Annotated in this window: 2 protein-coding genes; both read right to left on the bottom strand. The window is 33.6% G+C overall.

The genetic code is table 11. The features are described from left to right. A partial coding sequence (locus QTO00_RS20175) for a hypothetical protein (protein WP_331426335.1) occupies positions 1-301 on the bottom strand: 301 nt, incomplete at its 3' end. Continuing rightward, positions 298-959 (bottom strand): radical SAM protein (locus tag QTO00_RS20170; protein WP_331426334.1); only part of this gene is annotated, 662 nt, incomplete at its 5' end. The genes QTO00_RS20170 and QTO00_RS20175, both read right to left, overlap by 4 nt.

Genomic DNA, 959 nt, shown 5'->3' with positions numbered 1-959 from the left:
AGACTACATTGTAAGAATTACCATCTATAAAAGAATAGTGACCATCTACTAGTACGAGATCGTATTCTGAATTTTTTTCATTCACGATCTCAGTGAATTTTTCTCGTAGAGTTTTTTTTCTTGATTCTTCGAGACTTTTGAAGGGTTTTTGAAACATATCTTGAGCAAGAGCATTCAATGTCTTTGAACCCTCAATATGAATAGCAGTTAACAGCGTAGTTTCCTGTAAATAGGCTATTACATTCTTGATTAGATAGTCTTTACCAGCTCTGGATACACCATAGATAGCTAACTTCATCATTTAACCTCAACATATTTATCGTAGTAACATTCACCGTCTTCTAGAGACCTCATCTGACCCATTTGAAACTCCAAATTTTCAAGGTCCATATCGAATGCTCCATAGTTGTAATCTTCATTTCCATAGAATCTACCACAGGGATAGATACCACGTTTTGTGATGAAAATATTGGTACGACCTACTCCACAGAGTGTGCCATACATTGTACAGTCATATTTCTTTTTGTTATTTTCATCAAGTTGACGTACTTCGAACTGACTACCTTTAAAATCTTCAAGTAAAGATTGATATTCGTCCTTTGATACTGTCATACTTTCATCGTGGGAATCGAAAAGACGTGAGAACGTTACATCCTTAAAGTTGTTGTCTTCAAGATAAGTTCTAAGTTTAGTTTTATTCAAAATGGTTTGGCTATGTACTGTACAGTTTATGGGTGGCTTATGTCCAAACTTAGACTCATACTTTTTCACTCCATTAAAAACAACATTATATTTCTCTCGACCTAAATTATGAAGCTCTTCATAACCATCCAATGAGAAGCACATTTTTATCGAGTCTTTATGCTCCAAGAAAAAATCCAACATTTTCTCTGTTAATATTGTTCCATTTGTAATGGTATAAAATGCTAATCGGTCAAGATTATTATTTTTTACATACT

Origin of the sequence: Vibrio sp. M260118 (assembly GCF_036533755.1) — a bacterium.
Lineage (GTDB): Bacteria > Pseudomonadota > Gammaproteobacteria > Enterobacterales > Vibrionaceae > Vibrio.
This window is presented reverse-complemented; position numbering and strand designations above follow the sequence as displayed.